Origin of the sequence: Mesorhizobium sp. M1182 (assembly GCF_040318335.1) — a bacterium.
Classification (GTDB): Bacteria; Pseudomonadota; Alphaproteobacteria; order Rhizobiales; family Rhizobiaceae; genus Mesorhizobium.
The window spans coordinates 1-17,446 of the sequence record NZ_JAMYMD010000031.1; the positions used below are offsets into that span (position 1 = coordinate 1).

Sequence of the window (17,446 nt, forward strand, 5' to 3'; positions counted from 1 at the left end):
GTTCAGCAGGTACAAACGTCCGCTTGTAGAATGTCCTTCTTGCCCATTAATGCAGACGCTCTACCTCGTCCCGATGATTTGGGCTGCCGCTGGAAGGTTCTGCGATGCCGGCGAAGTCGCCAATCCACCGCCGATGCACGACCTGGTCATTCTGCGGCTGGTCAAAGAAACGGGGATCACCGTCGAACAGGCGCGCGATCTCATCAACCTATTGGGCAACCTCAACTGGGACTCGCTCTTGCGAGAAGCCCGATTCCTTACCAGCGCCGCTGAGGCGATAGGCACTCAGTCACGGATATTGAAATATTGAAAGCGCCACAAAATCCGCTAATCTCAACTGGGGTCGCCTTTGCTTGCCACGGGGTGACCACCTAGCCTAACCCCGCTCCGGCCAAAGGGTCCCCCGCCCTCGCCCCAACGCCGGAGCGGGGCTTTGGTTACCCTGGGCCTTGTCAGGCGCATCGTGGTCCTTGCCACGATGGCCAGTAGCCACGGTGTCGGTGCGGTACTTCATTGTCGCTCAACGTCGGCATTACGATTTCGATTGTCGCGCTAAGGTGGGGATCGTGCCTCAAGCGTCCGTCCCGTCAAGGATCACCCGCGACCAGCATCTTCTTCTCGATGGCGGCAGCCTTGAAACCGATGCGGGCGTCGTCGGGTGATAGCTCGCCGGCTAGTGCCGCCATGCACACCCTTTCCGCTTTATTCCATTTAGGACCGCGCTTGGTCCATCTGACCACCGCCAAGCTTACCACCTCGACCATCTGACTATCTTGTCGTTGGCAAGTTGGGGACGTCTATGACTGCACTGATTTTTTGCGTTCTTATTCGTGGTGATGGTCACCTGCCTGGGTGCGGCTTGACGCTTGACGTTGCCCAGTTTCTATCCATTTTTGAGTTCGTTTCCGGCGTGGGTTGTGCCCTGCTGGGCGGGTGAAGCGATTCGAACGCCCAGCTTGCGCGTGCTGTCTTTGTCAACCGCAGAGTATGCTTCCGGTGCTCCAGTCACTGGAGCACAACGGCTGGATCGTGAGGCGCGCTTCCGCGAAACGTGGTTCACGACATTTCCTATTGGGCCGACATGCAAGCGACGACCGCCTCACCAGGGGGGAGCCGACCAAGGTCCACCATCTCGACCGCGACCCCGAATAACGGATCGAGATCCACCGTGTCATGTCGATGAGCAGGGTCTGCGTGTATTTTGGCCAAACAAAATATCGGATTGATCCAGTCAACGGAATATCCCCGTGGAAAGCACAACCCCAATTGTTATCGTTGGTGGGCGCTTAAACAGCCTGACCGCCGCATCGCTTCTGAGCCATCAGGGCGTCTCCTGCATGGTTGTGGAGCGCCATTCGCCAACATCAGGATGCCGATCCTTGTCTTGGGCATGAAAGCCACGTAGGCGCCGAACCCGTTTGTGGAGCCGGTTTTGTTGAAAGGTTTCGGCTCCGAAGGAATCTCCACCGGCGTAGTTGCGTCGCGGCATTGCCCTCCGTGATCATCGTGCCAGAGTGACCGAGCTCAGACAGATATGAGATTCTTGCAGTTGAGGAGGGGTTCTCCGCAACTCGGGTTGCGAAGCTCAAATCATAGGAGAACCACATGCAGGTTTTTCGCCTGCCCGGTCATCTTATACGCAACGCCGGGCGGGCGTCGCGGCTTCTCGGCGCGAAGACCCCAACTATCGAAGCTGAGAGAAGACGCAACGCGGTGGCGCGCGATGCTCAGGTGGCTGAAGGGTCTTTGTCGCTCTTGATCGCTCTGCTTCAACTCCGGCCCAAGCCGGTCGCCGCTAGAGCGCGGATTGTTCACGGTCGACTACTTGCCGAAGTTTGATGTGGCGCAAAGGATCACCGGAAGCTAACATATCTTGTTCTTGGAGGCTGTCGTGCGTACGAGACGTTTCAGAAAGCCCGTCGTCGTTCAACCCGGCCGGATCGATCGCGACAGAGTTGTTGCATCAGTATCCGACGCGGCCGAAGTTCTATTGAGGGATTGGCCGAGGCCGGCGGGCAAGTCGCGGCTCGCCGCAATCGAAGCATGCCTTGCCGTAATCCGTGGAGAAAAACCACCAAGGATAGCGCGCCAGGCGTTCATCGCTGCGGCCAAGGAGGCCAGGATACTGCTCGGGGAAGAAATTTAGGCTTGCCCAGCACCCGTATGGGCATGCCCTTGAAGCACGGAGGCTGGATTCAGCGGCTTTGTTGCTTAGTGGCATCGAGCAGAGTGTGACGTATCGATGTAGTGCGATTTTGTCGATATGATTTGATTGTCTGTCGAGGGCGACGATGTATCGGCTCGACTTGTCGATCGCACATTGATCGACCTCCCCTGCCCCGTCAGGATACGAGGACGTGAAGACGCAAGCCGTGCAGAAGCTTGTGTTGTGGCGTGAGCGGCGCTTACTGAACCGCGAAGCCAGGCAGCTCATTCTCAGCCAGGCCACCTAGACCATCTAGACCTAATGGCATGGCCCGAATTCGTGCACTGTCAGGCTTTGGCCTTGCGCTTTGCTGGTGCTTTCTTTGGCGGCGTTTTGTCAACCGCCTTGCGGCCGAGACCGGCAGCTTTGGCAAGCGCAGACCGCTGAGCCGCATAGCTGGGCGCTACCATAGGATAGTCCCACGCCAAACCCCACTTGGCTCTGTACTCATCAGGTGTCATGCCAAGCAAGCCCAGGTGGCGCTTCATCGACTTGAACTTGCGCCCGTTCTCAAGGCTTATAATGTGATCGGGAAAGATCGACTTCTTAGGATTTACCGCGGGCGTCAGTATTGGCGATGCTGCAGCGACCGGCTCAGCCAGGCCAGACAACGCAGAATTAACACTGGCGATCAAATTCGGCAGATCCGCCACGGGCGTTGCGTTGCTCTGGACATAGGCTGCGACGATATCTGCTGTCATCCCTAGCAGATCAGCCCTTCGCTGCCCAATTGCTTCATCCATCAAAATCGTTCCCTTGTTGATCTCCGGCGTTCCTATTTGGAAAATTCGGCCTGCGCAATTGCAAACAATGATTATTTGACGCTAGATTACTCCAAGGCCGACTGTGCTGGTCATCGCCTGCGACACGCGTGTGTGCGGCCGATTCCCTTCAGGTGTAGCACCCTCATTCACCCGAATGCGATCAGCAGATCGTTGGCTGAGGCAGCAACGCTTTTTTCTCCCCACCTAGTTGGTGCGTGAGGACGATGATCCCGCATTTACTCTATGTCGAGTCGGCGCTTGTTTCGCCTGTCACTTTCATGCCCTCTGCTTAGGCTTCACCAATCCGAAAGGCACCAACATGTCAGACAGCTTCCTTCTTCAGCAGAAGGCCCCAAGCTGATTGTCGTCACCGCCTTCGACCCGCGATGAGAGCGGCGACTTCCAGGCAGCCTATGGGCCAGCCGAGCAGCAGACCGAAGACCGAGCGATAAGGACCGCCAAAGCTCTGGCGACGAAACATGCCGATGTCATTGCGTGGTCGCGTGATGCTAACCCGGCGCTGGACGAATACGGCGAGCCGACGACGCTCTTTGGTTCGGAACGACGTGCCCGACATGGAGTGACGATTAGGCCGGTATCCCCAAGGCTCCCCTGAACTTCTCCTCAGGGTGTAGCCGAGGGGCACAGGGACACAGGAGACCTAACCAGAGGAGCGTAACACCCCCTCCTCCTTGGCAGCAGCCTCGAAAGCCTGACGGACCTCTTCCGGAATCACACGGTCCTGGAGGGCTTCTATGCATAGTTGCACAGCCTTCCTCCACTTAGGTCCCATCCTGGTCCACTTCATAAGTTCCTCGGCGGCATCCTCGACATTGTTGCACGCGTAGGTGGCCCCACGTCGGTCGGTGACGTACACCGGAGGGGAGAACCAATGGGTTGCCATTGGGTGGAAATTGGAGGGGACTCCCTCAGTAACCAGCTTCCGATCGCGAGTTTTGATAAACTTTCAATCACCAGCTCTAATCTGAGGACCGTAACGTCCCCTCCTCTTTTGCAGCAGCCAGGAATGCCTTACGAGCCTCCTCAGGTTCCATCTCGTCGAATATCACGGCCATACAAACGCGCACCGCGAGGTGCCACCAAGGGCCACGCTTGGTCCACTTCATCAGCTCCTCGCCGGCCGTCTCGGCGTTGTTGACGTTGCGGATGATCCCGGGACGCTCGGTCTTGACCGGGACCGGAGGGTTGAACCAGTGGCGAGCCATGCGGTCACTCTTTGTCGACCTTATCAAGTTCCTCCAGCAAATACCTTTGCTCAGCCGGCAGTTCCCGTTGTACAGGCAGATTCAGCAGGTTGCGAAGGTAATTGCGGATTACCTCTGACCGTTGGAATTGGCGCAGGGCGGCGCGCCTCCGTCGCCATGCCACAGTGACTGAAGTTTGGCTGACAGCTACTCGCGACCGTCGAAAGCCACGTAGAGGCCCATGGCCGTTGCTGCCTCGACTATCGCCTCGGTTAATTCTTCGTCGGAGGCCACCAAATAAGGCGCAGCCTCCCGCGCTTCGCGTAGCGCCACTTTGATCGAGACCGTGTCGCCACGGTCCGCCCTGTTGAGGAGTACGTTGATTGCTTGCCCTAAAAGCGGACCTACCCTTTGCGCGACGCTCATCCAGCCCTCCCCAGGCACACGCCGAAGTGGACTTTACTCCCTGCCTGAGCGACATCAAGGCCATGTACGAGTCGTACAAATTGGCACGGTGCTAGGCCGCAACAGTCAGCATTTTTTAGCTGGAGTTTCTGATCGGATGATCGGGTAATTGGCTCGCGCGAAAACCCCCGTACCCCTCTCGACCTATAGAGCGCGCCCCGATTCGCCTTTCGTCCCAACCTGGGTGCTGTCGGTCCTGCCGTAGACTGGAGGGGACAACCAATGGCTTGCCATGCGGCTATTCACGAAGATCGAACCCGACAAACAGGCCAAAGGCTGGGGCAACATTGACAATAAGCTCCACCAACTCGCAGTCAGTTTCCGCCAGATGTGGCCCGTCTCGGCGCACCGCTGCAATAGTGTCTTTTATGGAGATGATTTGGCCGCGACGGGCCTGTAGGATCAGCTGTTCAACAAGCTCATGTGCAGTCATTATGTCGGGTCGGCGGTTTCGTCAAAAACTTCATACGAGGCCTCCCACCTCGGCGAGAACCCAAGCGGCCATGTTATGGGTCACTCCACGGAAAAATCAATCTTCGAATCATACGAAATAAAGGACTGAATATTGGGAGAAATTTCAGCCCCTCCTACGGGGAAAGACACATCTTGGCTTCCTTAGCGGCAGCCTCGAAGGCCTTTCGTACCACCTGAGGGTCAATCGGATCGCCCTCCAGATCTGACAGGCAGAGGGTCACCGCCTTTTGCCAGCGAGGTCCTCTCCGGGTCCACCTCTTGAGCTGCTCAAGGGCTGCCTTGGCATTGTTGCAGCCACGCCTGTCGCCGGTTTCAGTCTTCACGAACCCGGAGGGACGAACCAATGGGTTGCCATGGGGGTAAGTAGGGCGGCACGAACCCGCCGACCATCCGAATCATGGTGGGTCATGCTCGGTCCCTTCTCGGCAGGGAGCGGGCAACAAACCGAAGGTGTTCGTAGAGAACGGCCTCGTCGAACTCGCCGTCCGAGAAAAGTGCCATTGCGCTCACGCTCAGGCGCTCCGCCTGCTCGCTTCCTACTGGAATGTCTTGCTCGGCGCATACACGATCAAAGACCTGCTTCAACAGAATCAGGTCGCCAGGATAGGCCGTACCACTAGTTGAGCTGCTGCTGGTCATAGGCTGTCACCATTGGGGCGGACGCGCGGTGGGCTCTCCTGCCAGAGCCGAATGCCCGAGCCCCTAAACCTTCAAGTCGCGCGACTCAGAGCAGATGAAACTACAGCCGCTTCCGTTCCCGGCAGTTCGAACAGCATGGGCAGGTGGCGACACTCGGCTTCGTCCACGATCAGCTCCTCGATAGTCGCGATGGAAAGATGGCTTTTGAGGCGCAGCCGGACAACCGCCGCCAGTTTGTGAACGGGCACTGGCACCGCCCCCGCGTGATCGTCTAGCAGACTATTGACCTCAGCAACTACCTTCGGATCGACGGCGTGGGGCAATGGCAGCATAAGAGCGCTCCTTTCGGAAGTAATTCTAAGCCGATCGCGGCGATGAGTCTTGGCGCGTACGTTTTTAACCAAATGTCGCGGACATTGGAGGTCAGTCCACGGTTGTTATCGGTCGGCGTGATTTAGAGCGACAAAGGCCTGCTGACCAACCAATTGCTAGGCAAGCGTGAACCATTCCCGCCATGGTGTGTTTGTAGGAATGCCTCGCTTTTTCTTCTTCACCGACACCGGCCAAGTCTTCCCAGACCTGGAAGGCACATATCTGCCCAACCTCGAAGCTGCAAACCAAGAGGCGGTAAGAGCCTTGGTCGAAATCACCAAAGATAAGCTGCCGGATGGTCTCTATCGAGAGTTTGTGATGAAGGTACGCGACGAAAGCGGCCACAGGTTCGCAGAGGCAATGCTCAAGTTTGAGCTGCGGGAGCGCTAGACGTCTTCAAAATGCTTTCGGCCTGGGACAAGTCTGAAATAGTAGCTGCTCGATTGAATGAGCGCCGCGCGCGCGCAGACATCGAAGACCTTCGGCAGACCATCGACGAAACCCGCCGTGTAATCGCAGCTTCGCGTAAGCTGTTGGACCGGCTAGCCGAAGACCACCCGGCCATCTTGTCAGTAAGCAGCTCCTGCCGGCCTACCAAGGCCCGTTGACGTTGCGGGGCGTCCTGTAGGGTCAGTTCCGAAAATGCAGCCCAGGGCCGGTTTCAGCTTGTCGGCGCCCTCGACGCGCCAGGAGTCGATGCCGAAGCTCTTGGCAATTTCAGCGAATTGCGGCGAGTAGGCGCCGCCATTGCCCATATTGAATTCGCTGGCGGCATGGCGGCCGAGGATCTTTCGCTGTCCGCTGCGGATCGCCATGTAGCCGGAATTGTTTTGCACGACGACGATGATCGGGATGTTGTGCATCGCTGCCACCGCCATCTCTTGCATCGACATCATGAAGTCGCCGTCACCGAGGATGACGCAGACCTTTCGGTCCGGGCAGGCGAGCTTGGCGCCGAGGGCAGCCGGCAGCGCCCAACCCATCGAGGAGTAGCTGCCGGAGGTGATGTGCGTGCGTGGCTCGTAAACCGGATAGCTCTGTTTCACGACGCCTTGCGTGTTGCCTGAGCCGACGAGAAGAATGTCCTCGCGACCCATGATTTCGCGAAGTTCCTTCAGCGGACGCTGCATCGTGAAAGGGAACTGGTTGCTGTCGCGACGTGCGGCGAGCTGCGTTTCCCAATCAGTCTTCTCACGAGCGACCGCGTTGTGGAATGCTTCCCGCCGGGCAAGTGCCTTGTTTGACTGCTCGGACGAAATGGCATCGATGATATCGGCAAGCGCCATCTTGGCGTCGGCAACAAGTCCGACCGCCGTCGGGCAGTTCTTGCCAATCTCCTGATGGTCGATGTCGATATGGACAAGCTTCGCCGGCGGGATAGAGAAACTGACGCCTTTGCGCCAACTGGACGCCGATCGGTGAAGCGGCAGCCGACGGAAACAATGAGGTCCGCCCCGGCAGCGATATTGTTGCCGGCCGAAGTTCCCGTCTGGCCTACTGCTCCTGCGTAAAGGACATGACCTTCCGGGAAGGCACTCTTGCCGTTCCAGGTCGTGACAACCACGGCGCCGGTCTTTTCGGCCAGCTTCCTCACTTCCGGTGCTGCTTCCGCCGTGATGGCGCCGCCGCCAACCACGATCACCGGACGCTCGGCCGAAAGCAACGCCGTGGCGGCAGCCTCGACTGCCCGCTGGTCAGGTCGGGCGCGGCCCATCGCCATCCTGAGATCAACGTCGTGGATGTCCACCTCGGCTGCTTCCGACTGGATATCCATCGGCACTTCGACATGCACCGGACCCGGATGACCGCTGAGCATGGCGTTGAAGGCGCGATGCATGATGAAGGGCAATTCATCGACGCGACCAGCTTCGAAAGATCGTTTGACGGCGCCGCTGGCGATCTGCGGGAAAAAATTGGTGCGGTGGCGATCGAGCTCCTGCATGACCCCGTGGCCGCGCATATGCGTCGCCGGCCCGCCGGTGAAGAGCGGCACCGCCGTCGAGTCGGCGTAGGCTGTCGCCAGGCCGATGATGGTGTTAGCGGCACCGGGTCCAATCGAAGTCATCGCCGCCATCGGCTTGCCCGAGGCGCGCCAGTATCCATCGGCCATGTGGACGGCGCATTGCTCATGCATCACCTGGATGACCGGGATTTCGCTGCCCTTCTGCAGGAAGGCATCGAGCATCGCCCAGCATCCATGCCCCGGGATGGCTGCCACGTATTTGATGCCGTACTTCTTCAATGCGGTCGCGATGACCTGGCCGCCAGTAAGCTTCATGTCTGCAGAACTCCCCTCGTCAGCGGTCGGCCGTCGCACGTCTTCGTGCGCCGGCATGCATTTGCTGCGCTCTTTTCTGGCTTGCCTCCGGTATGCACGACCACTTCTCTGGGAGGTCGGTCCGGATCGGCTGATTGTCCTGCGATATGACTTCGCCGACAGCCAACTCGCAATTTCTCAATGATGTCTAATGTGACGCAAGCTGAAGCTGCCAGTGCGTAAAATGCTGTCAGCTTATGCTGCCGCCCGTTCTGCGATGGCGCCGGGCTTGCGAAGCGAAACCAAATCGGCCGTTGAAATTTCGGCGCCAGACCCTCTGCCCGCTGTTGGATCGACGGCTCGACCATTGCCGCTGTCAGGGCAATGCCAGCCAGTGACGCAGGGCGTCTGCGAAATTGCTGAAGCCCGCCCTTTCTGTCCTTTTGATCGTCAGTCGATGTGACATGGCGACAGCGGTCGCAGGACGGCATCGCCCTACGGTCGCGATGGGTGGAGGAACGATATGAGTGTTCATCGGGGCACCGGCCTGCTGCAGCATCGATCTCTGAATTTCGCGGACGATTTCGTCGCCGCCGATTTCTTCGAAAATGGCGCCGGCCTGCACGTCGAAAGCAGCATCGTCGTCAACCTGTCGAGCGACCGGCTGATCATCGACGATGCGATCAAGACTTCAATTGCGCCGTGGCGCTCGGCTATGCTGTCGAAAGCGACGATCGAACAGAGCGGCCGGATCGCTGTCCTGAAAGTTTGCAAGACAGTCGACCTGGGCGGCGTCATGTTCCGCGGCTGGGACTGGCTCGGCAACCGCATCCGGTCTTTCCCGCGCCAGACCCCGCTCTTCATCTCGCCGCAGGACACGATCGGCGAAGTCGAGCTCGACCCGCTGTTCTTTTCCGGTGAGATCGCCGTGGAACGGCAATTGCAGCGCTTCGTGCTCAAACTAACCTCTGGTGGTCACCCGCTGGAACCGACTGGTTCATTCACCACAACCCTCCCTTCCTCGAGGTCCACACGCAGATATTGGGAACCGGCCGCATGCAGAAATTCCGGGAGAAAGACCAGGCAACGCTTTATTGAGATGTCCCCATGGTGCCGGGCTTTACCTATGAGGCGTTTTGCCGGGTCAGCGGAACGAACCAGTGGCAATATCCGTGGCATCGCTATTTCGCCGACGCCGACGCGGTTTGGTTGGCTATCGAACTGCACCCGATCAGCTGAGTTGATCGTTATGGTGAGCGACTGTGGGCAGTTCTTGCCGTGGGCTCGAATCGTCCAGTCAATGGTAGAAAATGTCCAACCGCATCAGATCGTTCACTGACTCGGTAACTGCCCTCAGGGTCGCCCCGCGCCTCCCCGATGCTCTGGCAGCGGCCCGTTTTGTAAGATCCGACGCACGGCTCGCCCCATGCTTGTCGACGAGGCGACGAGCAAAGTCGTGAACCCTGGCCAAATATCGCCACCTTTGAGATATGCATTCGACTAATGAGCCGACGTCAAAATGCTGCAGTTCCAAACTGTGTAGCGCTTTGATTTGCATTTTCGATCTCCATCGATGGAATTTTTGAGAATTGACCTAAAGTCCTTTTGTGCTTGCGGAACCTCCTTGCCTTGGTGGGTTTCATCTGAACGGCTTTTTATTGTACCTTTTTGGAAATAGACGCCCTTCGACCGCGAGCTCGATCTAGGAGCGCTTCTGCCGATTCCGGTAGACATCAATGGTCACGGCCGTGACGATGATCAGGCCCTTGACGATTTCCTGATAGTAGGCGTCGACCCGCAAAAACGTGAATCCTGACGACATCACGCCCAGGATCACCACGCCGATTACGGTGCCCCCTATCCGGCCGACCCCGCCGGCAAGCGACGTTCCGCCGATCACGGCTGCGGCAATCGCATCGAGCTCATACATGTATCCCATGCCGGATTGAGCCGTCTGCGCGCGCGCTGCGGTGACGATGCCGGCGAGCCCGGCAAGCATTCCGGCGATCGCGTAGACCTTAACCAGATGCCTTTCGACATCTATGCCGGAGACCCGCGCTGCCTGGACGTTCGCGCCGATCGCATAGGTGTACTTGCCGTACCGGGTGTAGCGAAGCGCAACATGGAAAATTGTTGCGACGACTATGAAGACAAACACCGGCCAGGCAGCCGAGCCGATGGCGGTGAATTGATCGGTCAGCCCCGAAATGGGCTGGCCCTTTGTATACCATTTCGAAATACCCCGAGCCGAAACCATCATTCCGAGCGTTGCGATGAACGGCGGGATGCGGGCATAGGCAACAAAAACGCCGTTGGTTATGCCTGCAATCAAACCGATCAAGACACCAACGGCGATCGGGACGATCGCCGGCAAACCGGTCAGTGATGGATAGAGAGCTTTCGACCATTCCGCGGATTGCGCAAACCCAGCCGCCATCATCGCACTTGCCGCCACGACGGACCCCGAAGAAAGGTCGATGCCGCCGGTAATGATGACCTGCGTCACGCCGATTGCGATGATCCCCACCACGGACACCTGGAGGATGGTGATCGTGAGGCGTTGCGGATTCCAGACGAAACTCTGCCCGATCAAAAGCCAGCCGCACACCTCGCAGAGAAGAACGATCCCCACCAGGACCAGGAAGATATTGAGCTCCTGAGGTTTTCGCCAACCGTCAAAGCTGCCACGGTAATCAGGAATGGCGGCGGCTGTTGTGTCTTTTCCCATCGTACAGTTCCTCTTTCCTCGCCTACTTCGAAGCGAGTTCCATTATTTTGACCTGCGTCGCCTCATCGCGGTCCAGAACGCCGGTGATCTTGCCTTCATGCATCACCATGATGCGGTCACTCATTCCGAGGATCTCCGGCATCTCCGAGGAAATCAGAATGACGCCGGCGCCCGCGCTGGCGAGCGCTGAGACCAGAGCGTGGATCTCGGCCTTGGCGGCAACGTCGATGCCGCGTGTCGGCTCGTCGAGGATGAGGATGCCCGGTCTGGTCAAAAGCCAGCGTCCGATCAGCACCTTCTGCTGGTTGCCGCCGGAGAGATTTTCGACCGTGGTGTGGATACCTGAGCTCTTGACGCGCAACGTCCTGCTCATCTCGCGGCATGCCGCGGCAATCGCCTTGCCGTGCACGAAACCGGCATTGACGAATTGGCTTTGAAGAGCCGCAATCTGCATGTTCTCGAGAATGTCCAGGACGAGAAAACAGCCGCTTTGTTTTCTGTCTTCTGTCAGGAAGGCCATTCCGTTGGCGATCGCATCGCGTGGCGATCTCAGATCGACGCGTTGCCCCCTTATCCGTATCTCGCCGCTGGTGGCGGGTGTCACCCCGAAGATGGTTTCGGCAACATTGGACCGCCCCGACCCAATCAGACCGGCGAGGCCCAATATCTCGCCCGCCCGCAGATCGAAAGAGACGCCCGAGAAGACGCCGCGCAAAGTCAGGTCCCGAACCGAAAGCAAGACATCGTCGGTCGGCACGTTCTCTTTCGGAAACAGCGTCGAGATGTCTCTGCCGACCATCATGTGGATGATCTCGTCCCGGCTGGTGGCTGCTGCCGCATGGGTGCCGATATATTTGCCGTCACGAAAAACGGAGATCTCGTCCGATATTTCGAAGATCTCGTGCATCTTGTGCGAGATGTAGACGATGCCGATGCCCTGCTTTCTCAAATCCCCGATTATCTCGAAGAGATGGGCCGACTCGCGCTCTGTCAGTGCCGAGGTGGGCTCATCCATGATCAGGACACGCGAGCGATAGGAAACCGCCTTGGCGATTTCCACCATCTGCCTGCTGGCAATCGACAGATGGCGAACTTCCGCCTCCGGATCCAGGCTGATCTTCAGCTCCGCGAGAAGATCGCGCGATAGGCGATTCATGCGCCGATGATCGACGATCCCAAATCGATTGCGTGGCTCTCGGCCGATCCAGATGTTCTCCGCGACCGTCATCGAGGGCATCAGGTTCAATTCCTGATGGATCATCCCGACACCCTGTGTCAGCGCGTCGAGCGGGGTCTTGAACTGGGCGGAAATGCCGTCGAGGAAGATTTCTCCTGCATCGGGTTGGTATATCCCCGCCAGGATTTTCATCAGCGTGGATTTGCCGGCGCCGTTCTCGCCCATCAGCGCATGGACGGTACCCCGCCTGAGTTGAAAGCTCACGTCGTCGAGAGCCACCACGCCCGGAAACGACTTGCTGATTCCGATCACGCTCAGCAGGCAGGGCTGACGCTTGTCCTCAAGACAAGGTGGGGTTGAGGTAGCGGCGACTGTGGTCTGCATCGAAGTCGTCCCAAATCCAGATCGAACGGAACAGTCCGCGCGCCGATCAATGACCGGCGCGCGATGCTGGCGGTCAGTTCCTTTTCAGGTATTTGTCCATGTTGTCCTTGGTGACGAGTTCGAGCGTGGTGAAGACCTTCTTGTCGGTCTTCTCGCCTCGCGCCAGCTTCAGAACTGTGTCGAGCGCGCCTTTTCCTTGGCTGATGGCGTCCTGGAAAACGGTCACCTTGAGGTCGCCTGATTTCATGGCTGTCAGGGCGTCCTGCGTTGCATCGATGCCGGCAACGACATAATCGCCGGTTGATCCCCCGCTTGCCTTGATGGCCTGAAGCGCACCCAGTGCCATCTCGTCGTTGTTAGCAATGACAGCGTTGAAGTTGAGACCAGCTGACATCCAGTTTGTGGTCAGGTCGAGCGCCTGCGTGCGAGACCAGGTCGCCGTCTGCTCTTCGACGATTTCGATGCCCTTGCATTCGTCGGACTTGAAGACCTCGTGCACCGCCTCGGTGCGGCCACGCGCAACCAGCGTTCCGAGTTCACCCATCAGAATCACGGCCTTGCCCTTGCCATCCAGCAAACGACAGACCTCGCGCGCCTCCAGGCTGCCTGCCTGGATCTGGTCCGAGCCGACGAACGCCTGCTTCTCCGGCAACTGATCGACGTTGGAAGGCTGATTGTTGGCGAAGACCAGAGGGATTCCGGCTTTGTCGGCCGTCTTGGACATCGCGACGCCGGCATCGGCCTCTACCGGGATCACGATCATCCCATCGACCTTGGCGGCAATAAAGTTTTCGATCTGGCTTTGCTGCCGGGCGATGTCGCCCTGCGCATCCTCGATCAACAACGTCACATTCCCAAGGTCTTTGGCGTGTGCCTCCAGGCCGCTGCGAAGAATCGCAAGAAAATTGTCGTCGAACCGCTGCATGCTGAAGCCGATCGTTTCGGCGTGAGCAGGGACACCGAGTAACGTTAGACAAGCGGCAGCTAGCAAAATCTTTTTCATGTTCCGTCTCCGTCGGTTTTTGATGATTGAAAGTTTGTCATTGCCGACTTCGCCCCGGTACCCGTCGGACTAGCGGCGGCATCGCAAAAAACGATCGTGCAAGTTTCAGGCGTCGCGTTGCCCTTTGCCAAACATGTTCGGCGCCGTTCAGCCTGCTGCGAAGCTCTTCGGCTTGCTTACAGTAGGTAAAACGATACACTAGATTTTTTTCATCTGTCAACTGCCACTTGAGGAGTTTGCCTCCCATCAGAGTCAGGTGATTCCTGCAAACCCCATAATACCAGCGGCATTACCTCCGATAGCCTCAGATCGACCCTCGATTGACACAGACGATTTTTAGTGTACCGTTTTACCGACTTTCTCGATCGCACAGCTGCGGGGCCGGACTCGCGACCATCGAGGTTTCGTTCTCCTTCGGGAGTCGTAGAATGAGGGTCTCTGGGACCTTGGGAGATTTGAACGTCATGCCGCCGAAGAGTGGATCGCCCACAGATGCTGCGGACCGCGCCACCATTCAGGACGTTGCGAAAGCGGCGAGCGTATCGGTGAGCAGCGTCTCGAATTACATGAACAATCGATTCCATCGGCTCGGGACGGAGACCCGGACGCGGATTGCGACGGCAATTGCCGAGCTTGACTTCCGACCAAACCAGGCAGCGCGCCAACTAAAGACTGGCAAGGCCCGGGTAATCGCCCTGGTCGTGCCCAGCATTGTCAACCCGTTCAATGGCCAAATGGTGTTCTCGATAGAACAGGCTGCGGTGAAGGCGGGTTACAGGGTTCATCTGTGCAACACCATGCGCGATCCGAAGCTCGAGAAAGAGTTTTTGGACAATCTGGCCGCCATCGGCGTTGCCGACCTCATCACCATTGCACCCCTAAACACCAGGCGCGGTTACTACTCGGCGTGGAGCGATCTTTCGATCGTTGCCGTGGACGCCAACAGGCTCGATTTGAAGCTTGCTCGGCTCGATACGGTCAATCTCGATCACGAGGCGGCAATCGGGATTGCCGTGGAACATCTGTTTGCTCTCGGTCATCGGCGGATAGCCTATGTGACCGATCCCCTCATCACCCACAGCCGGGTGATGAGGTTGTCCGGTTTCAAGAAAGCAATGAAGGATCACGAACTCGACGACAGTCAGGCTGTCGTGCTCGAGCGTCACCAGAGCGCACTTGATATCGCAGACGCTCAGATGGTCGAGGTCGGTCGTGATGCCGCTTCCGATGTGGCGGCGCTGTCGCCCAGGCCCACAGCCATTATCGCGTTCAACGACATGATCGCGCTGGGGTTGCTTGCGACTTTCCGTTCCGCCGGCATTGCCGTTCCAAAGGACATGTCGATTATTGGCGTGGACGATGCCTGGATCAGCCAGCTCTCATTTCCCGCACTGACGACCATACGTCAGCCTATCGAGGCGATGGCCAGCGCAGCCGTCGAGCGTGTTCTCAAACCGAATGCGGCGCCGGCCAACGCCGGCTCCGACACGGTCTTCCTGCCCGAACTCGTCATTCGAGACACATGTGCGCCGCCACAGGAAGATGCCGCCACGCGTGTCGGCAAACGACACTTGGAATAGCAGTCCCAAACAGCGCCCTTCTTCCAACAACCCCAGAATATCCGGCCGGATGCATCCGCGCCGGCACGAAAGAGGCTTGCCTTATGGATACCCACGCCACCGAGATCAAACCCAGCGCAAATCATATCAGGATGGCGTGCGACACCGGTGGTACTTTCACCGACCTCGTCGTTGAAGATGGCAACGAGATCAGGCTGTTCAAAGCGTCGACGACACCTGACGACCCGGTGCGCGGCGTGCTCGATGCCTTGGATCTCGCAGCTAGGCACTATCGACTAGGCCTCGGGGATTTCCTCAGCCGCGGCGCCATGTTCGTGCACGGCACCACCCGGGCCATCAATGCGATCATCACCGGCAAGACGGCGAAAACAGCCTTCATCACGACCAAAGGTCATCGCGATATCCTGGTCATGCGCGAGGGCGGGCGTATTGAACCGTTCAACTTCACGGTCGCCTACCCTGAGCCCTATGTGCCTCGGCGATATACGTTCGAAGTCAATGAGCGCGTCGATGCGCGCGGCAACATCGTCGAGGATTTGAACGAAGCCGACTTCATCACGACAATCAAAAAACTGGAGGCACTGAAAATTGAAGCGGTTGGCGTTTGCCTTCTGTGGTCTGTCGTCAACTCGGCTCACGAGCGACGCATCGGAGACCTGCTGAAGGAGCATCTGCCTGACGTTCCATACACGCTCTCGCACCAGCTCAATCCAACCCTGCGCGAATATCGCCGAGCTTCCGCGACCGTCATAGATGCATCGCTGAAGCCGCTGATGTTCAAGTATCTCGATGGCTTGACCAACCGGCTGCAGGACGCCGGTTTCAACGGCCGGACACTGATGGTTACCTCAAGTGGCGGCATCATGGATGCCTCGGCAGTTGCACGCGCTCCAATCCACTCGATCAATTCTGGACCGGCGATGGCGCCCGTCGCCGGCCGCTACTACGCAGAGCGCGATTTTGGCAACGCCATCGCGATTGTCGCGGACACGGGTGGAACCACCTTTGACGTCAGCCTGGTGCGTGACGGGCGCATCCCCTGGAGCCGCGAAACATGGATTGGCCAGCGCACGCGCGGCCATATGACCGGCTTTCCATCTGTCGATATCAAGAGCATCGGCGCCGGAGGTGGCTCGATCGCATGGGTCGACAATGGCGGAATTCTGCAGGTCGGTCCGCAGAGCGCGGGCTCGACGCCGGGGCCGGTCGCTTACGGCCGCAGAGGAACCGAACCCACCGTCACGGACTGCGCCTTGATCCTGGGCTATATCGACCCGGACTTCTTCCTGGGCGGCGCCATGGTCCTCGACCGGGAGGGCGCGACCCGGCAATTGCGTCTGAAAGTCGCCGAACCGCTCGGCATCAAGGTTGAGGAAGCCGCTGCCGCTGTGTTGAGGCTTTCAACCGAAAAGATGGTCGGAGCGATCGAGGAGATCACGGTCAATCAGGGTATCGATCCCACCTCGGCCGTCATGATCGGCGGCGGCGGTGCCGCCGGACTTAATGCGGTCGCAGTTGCCAGGCGCCTTCAATGCGCTGGTGTCCTCATCCCCGAAGCAGGTGCGGTCATGAGCGCGGCCGGGGCCTTGATGTCGGAGCTTTCGTCGGACTATGCGCAACTGCAATTTACGACCAGCGACAGATTTGCGGGCGACAAGATCAACGAGGTTCTGGCAGAGCTGAGGAAGCGATGCCTTGAGTTCGCGGAAGGGCCCGGCGCCGGGGCTCTCGACTACCACATCGAGTATTCCGTAGAGGCGCGGTATCCGCATCAGATCTGGGAAATCGACGTTCCTCTCCCGCTTGATCAGGTGAAGAGCGACGGCGATTTGAAGCAGGTCTCGGATGCCTTCCATGACACCCACCAGCGTATTTTCGAGATCAGCGACCGCAATTCCAATGTCGAATTCGTGACCTGGCGCGCCAAGGTCAGATGCAGACTGACTGATCGGGCCACCGGCACGCTCCCTCCTGAGGGTGATTTTGCCGGTGGTCGCGCAAAGCGGCCGGTTTACTTCACGGAACTCGGCTGGAGCGACGTCTCGGTTCATCGCTACGAAGCCATGCAGCCGGGCGAACCGGTTGCCGGCCCGGCCATCATCGAATCGTCGTTCACCACCGTCGTGGTCGATCCGGGCACAGTCGCAGAACGCACGGCCAGCGGTGGCCTGCGTGTGACATTCTAAGGAGGC

22 protein-coding genes are annotated in these 17,446 nt (G+C 58.5%); 8 read left to right on the top strand and 14 right to left on the bottom strand.

Going from position 1 to position 17,446, the window contains the following annotated elements; translation table 11 throughout:
• Positions 1-310: hypothetical protein (locus NKH33_RS26290; protein WP_352922203.1), on the top strand; the 310-nt coding region annotated here is incomplete at its 5' end.
• 277 nt (positions 311-587) lie between these two features.
• Here the strand turns inward: NKH33_RS26290 and NKH33_RS26295 are convergent.
• Positions 588-764 carry a DUF982 domain-containing protein gene (locus NKH33_RS26295; RefSeq protein WP_352542277.1) on the bottom strand — a complete coding sequence of 59 codons (177 nt, stop codon included), beginning with the start codon at positions 762-764 and terminating at the stop codon, positions 588-590.
• Positions 765-1,247: 483 nt separating this feature from the next.
• Here NKH33_RS26295 and NKH33_RS26300 point away from each other — a divergent pair, with 483 nt between their 5' ends.
• The 3 genes from NKH33_RS26300 (at position 1,248) to NKH33_RS26310 (ending at position 2,146) form a co-directional block, all read left to right on the top strand.
• Positions 1,248-1,394, top strand: coding sequence for an FAD-dependent monooxygenase (locus NKH33_RS26300; RefSeq protein ID WP_352542278.1), 147 nt, complete (start codon positions 1,248-1,250; stop codon positions 1,392-1,394).
• A gap of 211 nt (positions 1,395-1,605) precedes the next feature.
• Complete coding sequence (locus NKH33_RS26305; RefSeq protein WP_352922206.1) at positions 1,606-1,839, top strand: hypothetical protein; 234 nt, start codon at positions 1,606-1,608, stop codon at positions 1,837-1,839.
• Positions 1,840-1,891: 52 nt separating this feature from the next.
• The gene (locus NKH33_RS26310; RefSeq protein WP_352542334.1) at positions 1,892-2,146 is read left to right on the top strand and encodes a DUF982 domain-containing protein; all 255 of its coding nucleotides are present in this window, start codon (positions 1,892-1,894) and stop codon (positions 2,144-2,146) included.
• Between the two features lie 347 nt (positions 2,147-2,493).
• On the opposite strand, the gene NKH33_RS26315 is transcribed toward NKH33_RS26310, so the two are convergent.
• The 8 genes from NKH33_RS26315 to NKH33_RS26350 form a co-directional block, all read right to left on the bottom strand.
• On the bottom strand, positions 2,494-2,949 hold the full coding sequence (locus NKH33_RS26315) for a Ros/MucR family transcriptional regulator (RefSeq protein WP_352816273.1): 456 nt from the start codon (positions 2,947-2,949) through the stop codon (positions 2,494-2,496).
• 682 nt (positions 2,950-3,631) lie between these two features.
• Positions 3,632-3,874, bottom strand: coding sequence for a DUF982 domain-containing protein (locus tag NKH33_RS26320; protein WP_352542280.1), 243 nt, complete (start codon positions 3,872-3,874; stop codon positions 3,632-3,634).
• Positions 3,875-3,950: 76 nt separating this feature from the next.
• Positions 3,951-4,196: a DUF982 domain-containing protein gene (locus NKH33_RS26325; protein WP_352542281.1), complete on the bottom strand. Its 246-nt coding sequence runs from the start codon at positions 4,194-4,196 to the stop codon at positions 3,951-3,953.
• 186 nt (positions 4,197-4,382) lie between these two features.
• The gene (locus tag NKH33_RS26330; protein WP_352542282.1) at positions 4,383-4,601 is read right to left on the bottom strand and encodes a hypothetical protein; all 219 of its coding nucleotides are present in this window, start codon (positions 4,599-4,601) and stop codon (positions 4,383-4,385) included.
• 277 nt (positions 4,602-4,878) lie between these two features.
• A complete protein-coding gene (locus NKH33_RS26335; protein ID WP_352542283.1) occupies positions 4,879-5,073 on the bottom strand; it encodes a hypothetical protein in 195 nt (64 codons plus the stop codon).
• Between the two features lie 154 nt (positions 5,074-5,227).
• On the bottom strand, positions 5,228-5,437 hold the full coding sequence (locus NKH33_RS26340) for a DUF982 domain-containing protein (protein WP_352922210.1): 210 nt from the start codon (positions 5,435-5,437) through the stop codon (positions 5,228-5,230).
• Between the two features lie 82 nt (positions 5,438-5,519).
• Entirely contained in the window at positions 5,520-5,753 is a 234-nt protein-coding gene (locus NKH33_RS26345) for a hypothetical protein (RefSeq protein ID WP_352542285.1), read from the bottom strand.
• 71 nt (positions 5,754-5,824) lie between these two features.
• Positions 5,825-6,085, bottom strand: coding sequence for a hypothetical protein (locus tag NKH33_RS26350; RefSeq protein WP_352542286.1), 261 nt, complete (start codon positions 6,083-6,085; stop codon positions 5,825-5,827).
• A 166-nt stretch (positions 6,086-6,251) separates the two neighbouring features.
• On the opposite strand from NKH33_RS26350, the gene NKH33_RS26355 reads away from it, so the two are divergent.
• Positions 6,252-6,515 (top strand): DUF6894 family protein, encoded by a 264-nt coding sequence (locus tag NKH33_RS26355; RefSeq protein WP_352542287.1) that lies wholly within the window; start codon positions 6,252-6,254, stop codon positions 6,513-6,515.
• Positions 6,516-6,694: 179 nt separating this feature from the next.
• Here NKH33_RS26355 and NKH33_RS26360 read toward each other — a convergent pair whose 3' ends face one another.
• Positions 6,695-7,255, bottom strand: a complete 561-nt coding sequence (locus NKH33_RS26360) for a thiamine pyrophosphate-dependent enzyme (RefSeq protein WP_352922214.1) — start codon at positions 7,253-7,255, stop codon at positions 6,695-6,697.
• Complete coding sequence (locus tag NKH33_RS26365) at positions 7,240-8,403, bottom strand: thiamine pyrophosphate-binding protein (protein ID WP_352542289.1); 1,164 nt, start codon at positions 8,401-8,403, stop codon at positions 7,240-7,242. Before NKH33_RS26365 ends, NKH33_RS26360 begins: the two co-directional genes overlap by 16 nt.
• Positions 8,404-8,905: 502 nt before the next feature.
• On the opposite strand from NKH33_RS26365, the gene NKH33_RS26370 reads away from it, so the two are divergent.
• Positions 8,906-9,721, top strand: coding sequence for a hypothetical protein (locus NKH33_RS26370; RefSeq protein WP_352542290.1), 816 nt, complete (start codon positions 8,906-8,908; stop codon positions 9,719-9,721).
• Between the two features lie 363 nt (positions 9,722-10,084).
• Here NKH33_RS26370 and NKH33_RS26375 read toward each other — a convergent pair whose 3' ends face one another.
• From NKH33_RS26375 to NKH33_RS26385, 3 genes are all read right to left on the bottom strand, one after another.
• Positions 10,085-11,110, bottom strand: coding sequence for an ABC transporter permease (locus NKH33_RS26375; RefSeq protein ID WP_352542291.1), 1,026 nt, complete (start codon positions 11,108-11,110; stop codon positions 10,085-10,087).
• 22 nt (positions 11,111-11,132) lie between these two features.
• A complete protein-coding gene (locus NKH33_RS26380; protein WP_352922217.1) occupies positions 11,133-12,671 on the bottom strand; it encodes a sugar ABC transporter ATP-binding protein in 1,539 nt (512 codons plus the stop codon).
• A gap of 73 nt (positions 12,672-12,744) precedes the next feature.
• Entirely contained in the window at positions 12,745-13,674 is a 930-nt protein-coding gene (locus tag NKH33_RS26385; RefSeq protein WP_352542293.1) for a sugar ABC transporter substrate-binding protein, read from the bottom strand.
• 464 nt (positions 13,675-14,138) lie between these two features.
• Here NKH33_RS26385 and NKH33_RS26390 point away from each other — a divergent pair, with 464 nt between their 5' ends.
• Both NKH33_RS26390 and NKH33_RS26395 read left to right on the top strand, forming a co-directional pair.
• The gene (locus NKH33_RS26390) at positions 14,139-15,254 is read left to right on the top strand and encodes a LacI family DNA-binding transcriptional regulator (RefSeq protein ID WP_352542294.1); all 1,116 of its coding nucleotides are present in this window, start codon (positions 14,139-14,141) and stop codon (positions 15,252-15,254) included.
• Positions 15,197-17,440 carry a hydantoinase/oxoprolinase family protein gene (locus NKH33_RS26395; protein WP_352922220.1) on the top strand — a complete coding sequence of 748 codons (2,244 nt, stop codon included), beginning with the start codon at positions 15,197-15,199 and terminating at the stop codon, positions 17,438-17,440. Before NKH33_RS26390 ends, NKH33_RS26395 begins: the two co-directional genes overlap by 58 nt.
• The last annotated feature ends 6 nt before the right edge of the window (positions 17,441-17,446 follow it).

What these genes read in the sequence shown, in the direction of transcription:
- NKH33_RS26295 (WP_352542277.1), bottom strand. Translation starts at nt 764, where the DNA reads ATGGTCGAGGTGGTAAGCTTGGCGGTGGTCAGATGGACCAAGCGCGGT.
- NKH33_RS26305 (WP_352922206.1), top strand. Translation starts at nt 1,606, where the DNA reads ATGCAGGTTTTTCGCCTGCCCGGTCATCTTATACGCAACGCCGGGCGG.
- NKH33_RS26315 (WP_352816273.1), bottom strand. Translation starts at nt 2,949, where the DNA reads ATGGATGAAGCAATTGGGCAGCGAAGGGCTGATCTGCTAGGGATGACA.
- NKH33_RS26320 (WP_352542280.1), bottom strand. Translation starts at nt 3,874, where the DNA reads ATGGCAACCCATTGGTTCTCCCCTCCGGTGTACGTCACCGACCGACGT.
- NKH33_RS26325 (WP_352542281.1), bottom strand. Translation starts at nt 4,196, where the DNA reads ATGGCTCGCCACTGGTTCAACCCTCCGGTCCCGGTCAAGACCGAGCGT.
- NKH33_RS26330 (WP_352542282.1), bottom strand. Translation starts at nt 4,601, where the DNA reads ATGAGCGTCGCGCAAAGGGTAGGTCCGCTTTTAGGGCAAGCAATCAAC.
- NKH33_RS26335 (WP_352542283.1), bottom strand. Translation starts at nt 5,073, where the DNA reads ATGACTGCACATGAGCTTGTTGAACAGCTGATCCTACAGGCCCGTCGC.
- NKH33_RS26345 (WP_352542285.1), bottom strand. Translation starts at nt 5,753, where the DNA reads ATGACCAGCAGCAGCTCAACTAGTGGTACGGCCTATCCTGGCGACCTG.
- NKH33_RS26350 (WP_352542286.1), bottom strand. Translation starts at nt 6,085, where the DNA reads ATGCTGCCATTGCCCCACGCCGTCGATCCGAAGGTAGTTGCTGAGGTC.
- NKH33_RS26360 (WP_352922214.1), bottom strand. Translation starts at nt 7,255, where the DNA reads ATGCAGCGTCCGCTGAAGGAACTTCGCGAAATCATGGGTCGCGAGGAC.
- NKH33_RS26365 (WP_352542289.1), bottom strand. Translation starts at nt 8,403, where the DNA reads ATGAAGCTTACTGGCGGCCAGGTCATCGCGACCGCATTGAAGAAGTAC.
- NKH33_RS26370 (WP_352542290.1), top strand. Translation starts at nt 8,906, where the DNA reads ATGAGTGTTCATCGGGGCACCGGCCTGCTGCAGCATCGATCTCTGAAT.
- NKH33_RS26375 (WP_352542291.1), bottom strand. Translation starts at nt 11,110, where the DNA reads ATGGGAAAAGACACAACAGCCGCCGCCATTCCTGATTACCGTGGCAGC.
- NKH33_RS26380 (WP_352922217.1), bottom strand. Translation starts at nt 12,671, where the DNA reads ATGCAGACCACAGTCGCCGCTACCTCAACCCCACCTTGTCTTGAGGAC.
- NKH33_RS26385 (WP_352542293.1), bottom strand. Translation starts at nt 13,674, where the DNA reads ATGAAAAAGATTTTGCTAGCTGCCGCTTGTCTAACGTTACTCGGTGTC.
- NKH33_RS26390 (WP_352542294.1), top strand. Translation starts at nt 14,139, where the DNA reads ATGCCGCCGAAGAGTGGATCGCCCACAGATGCTGCGGACCGCGCCACC.
- NKH33_RS26395 (WP_352922220.1), top strand. Translation starts at nt 15,197, where the DNA reads ATGTGCGCCGCCACAGGAAGATGCCGCCACGCGTGTCGGCAAACGACA.